Source organism: Rubrivirga sp. (assembly GCF_049648075.1).
In the GTDB taxonomy this organism is placed as follows: domain Bacteria; phylum Bacteroidota; class Rhodothermia; order Rhodothermales; family Rubricoccaceae; genus Rubrivirga.
In genome coordinates this window covers 1-3,105 of the sequence record NZ_JBARYR010000224.1, presented here as the reverse complement: position 1 = coordinate 3,105, position 3,105 = coordinate 1, and the positions used below count along the sequence as shown (strand labels likewise).

Annotated in this window: 2 protein-coding genes and 1 pseudogene; all 3 read right to left on the bottom strand. The window is 70.3% G+C overall.

The window, feature by feature from the left end:
• The coding region (locus WBA11_RS06585) for a GAF domain-containing protein (protein WP_424519908.1) at positions 1-1,266 on the bottom strand (1,266 nt) is incomplete at its 3' end.
• A gap of 166 nt (positions 1,267-1,432) precedes the next feature.
• Positions 1,433-2,293: a choice-of-anchor V domain-containing protein gene (locus tag WBA11_RS06580; protein ID WP_424519907.1), complete on the bottom strand. Its 861-nt coding sequence runs from the start codon at positions 2,291-2,293 to the stop codon at positions 1,433-1,435.
• 75 nt (positions 2,294-2,368) lie between these two features.
• Positions 2,369-3,105: pseudogene (locus tag WBA11_RS06575) on the bottom strand (hypothetical protein); the annotation flags it as partial.

Here is a 3,105-nt window from a genome sequence, read left to right as displayed (position 1 = left end):
CCGCAGCCCGACGCGGTCGGCCAGGGTGCCGCGGGCGTGCGTGATGCGCCCGTCGAGGTCGGCGGCGAAGTGGGCGGCCGGCGACTGATCCAGGATCTCGTCCGGCTCCGACGGCGTGGCCTCCTTCGACCGGCGCTCGTAGTGGTGCGTCGTGACGTCCTCGACGACGAACGTGTACCGAGGGTCGCCAGCGCTCGGCATCGGGGCGACGGTCGTCACCAATCGGCGCAGGCCCATCGTGGTCCCGACCTCGACCTCGACGCGGCGGCTCTGGCCCGTCCTCGAGGCGACCTCACATGCCGAGATCCACTTTCGGACGAGGGACGAGTTGAGACCGACGTCGGTCGCGCGGCGTCCGGTCACGGCGTCGGGAGACGACCCGAGCGCTTCAGCCGCCGCCGTGTTGATGGCGACGAAATCGAGGTCGCCCTCGATGACCTGGACCACGCCCATGCCGAGCGGCGATCCGTCGAAGAACGCCGTCAAGTTGGCCATGCGCGCCGCACGATGCCGCGCGAGGGCTCGGCCGGCCAGAGCCACGCCGACCCACCGCGCCAGCGCCTCGACCAGCGCTCGGTCTTCGTCTGAGAACGGGCGTTTGCGAGCGGCCACGCCGGCGACGAAGAACGTCCCCACGCACCGCCCGCCGACGAAGACGGGGGCTCCGATGTACGACCGCGGCGACGAGATCCCGAGCGACGTGGCCGACGCGTCCTCGATGGCAAGCGGCCCGTCCGACCTCGAGGTGTAGGCGCAGAACATCTCGCCGAGCGGAGCCGAGCGCTCGGTGAAGAGCCGGCTGAGCGGGTCGAACAAGCTCTGTGGGATCCATCGTCCGCCGCTCGTGCGCGCAAACGCGGCCGCATCGAGGCCGAGGATCTCCGTCGACCGTTGCAGCGCGTAGGTCAGCCGCTCGTCGAACCCTCCCGGGTGGACCGCGACCTCGTGCAGAAGGGGCAACCGGTCCATGTCGTTGGCCTCGGCGCGGACCAGGCTGAGGGCGAGTTGCGCGGCGACCCCGAACGTCTCTTCCCAATCGCTGCCCGGCGTCGGCGGCGTCGGCGAGACGACGAGCAAGGCGCCCTCGTCATGGCCCAGCCGGATGCCCGCGGCGAAGCTGCCTCCGGGCGGGTCGAGGACGGTAAGCGTCGACCCAAGGGTTTCGGCCAGGGCGCGGAGCGAGGCGCCATCGGCGAGCGACCCGACACCGGCGAGAGCGCGGAGCAGTCCGGCAGGCCCGGCGCCGTACAGGATCGCCGACGGCATCCCGAGCCGCTCAGCGATGAGTTCGAGTCCCGCGACGGGCGCGGGCGGGGGGGCAGGGCGGGAGGAATCGGAACTCAGAGCTCATACCAGGGATCGCCCGGGATGTATCGGCAGGCGCCGAGGTCGCTCTGAACAAACCGCTCGGAGGGAATCCCCCCGTGCCCGACTAGCGAACCACAACGAGCGGCTGCGTCCGCTGGCCACCGGGACCTTGCACGACGACGAAATACGTCCCCGGAGGCACGTCGGTGGGCAGCGACAGCGACAGCGAGCCGGCCGGCCGGTCGCCGCTCGCGACGTCTCGAACGGTCCGCCCGAGCCCGTCGACCAGTCGGACGTTGAGGGTACCCGGCTCTTCGAGGTCGACCTCGAGGACGGATGGTGCTCCGACGCGGACCGGGTGCGGACGCGGCGTATCGACGTGGAAGGCGAGCTGTGGACGCCCCTCCCCCGCCGTCGACGCGATGGTGATGTCGGCGGTGGCCGTGTAGATGCGGTCGCCGCTGCTGGCGCCGTTGCCGTTCGACGCGTTACCCGCCACGTAGACGCGCGCCGTCCCGACGGAGCCGTCCGGCGTCCAATCGAACTGCCACTCCGTCTCCGACGTGCCGCCGGACGTGTGCGTGACGTAGCCCGTGTTTCCCTGGGCAAACTGCGTGTTCGAGGGGTCGACGATGGCGAGCGTGCCCGGCACGTCGGCCGCGGGGTCTGCGGGGTCCCGGACGGTCGCCTCGAACCCTTGCCGCGATCCGGTCTGGTTGTCGATCGTGACCGTGACCCGGACGGTGTCGCCCGGTGCCACCGTCGAGGGCGCGGAGATGCTCACGCTGCCCGGCCCGGAGTTCAGATCGAACGTCGCGTGGCAGCCGTTCACGCCGCACGTCCGCGGCGTCCCGTTTGCCTGGTCGATGTTGCCCGCGAAGTTGGGTGGAGCGCCACCGGAGAAGCCCTGGACGGGAGCTGGTGTGGCGATCAGAAACCCAACCGCGGCGACGGTCGAGAGGACGAGGAGGGGAAGCGTGCGCACGGTCATGGAAGCGAGAGGGTCGTGGCGTGAGCCAAGGTCGAGAGGTATCGGCCTCGAGGACGAGGCATCAAACGCCTAGCGCATGCGGACGACACGAACCGTCGCGTCCGACCTCGTTGGTTGAGCGCGGACCATGTAGAGGCCCGGGGCGAGATCGGCGCCCTCGAGGTCGAGCCGACTCGGTGCGCCAGGGCCGTCCCACAACACCGCGACCTCTCGACCGAGCGCGTCGAGGACGGTCACACGAGCGGAGCCCTCGGCCTCGAGGGCGACGGCCGTGGCGGAGCGGAAGGGGTTGGGGCCGGCGAGCGTGAGGAGCGGGGCGGCCTCGAGGCCGGGCTCGGAGGAGACGGAGGCGCTGAGGAGGCGGTAGACCCTTCCCGAGAAGTAGTCCGTCAAGAGGGGAGTCGCCCCGAAATCCGGGTCGATCGACGAGATCGAGAGCGTGGGCGCTCCGTTCACTCCGGGCTCTAGGATGACGGTCCCGGTGCTGCGTGCAGTGCTAGAACCCGAGGCGCTGGAGCCGTCGCTTTCGAAGTTGATGACCCAAACGCGGCCACTCACAAAGTCGCCGTAGTAGTACACCTGGAGGTTACAGCCCGACTGCGACGTGCAGCCCGTCGTGGCGAACCCTCCTGTGATCGAGAACCCGCCGTCGGCGTCGTGGGCGTAGACCGTGATCGGCTCCTCGAACGCATCGAGGTCGCAGGGGCGGCCCTGGAAGCACTCCGGCCCCTCGACCGTATTCCACCCGTAGTTGCCCCCGGCCTCGACGCGGTTGACCTCCTCCCACGTGTTCTGGCCGACGTCAC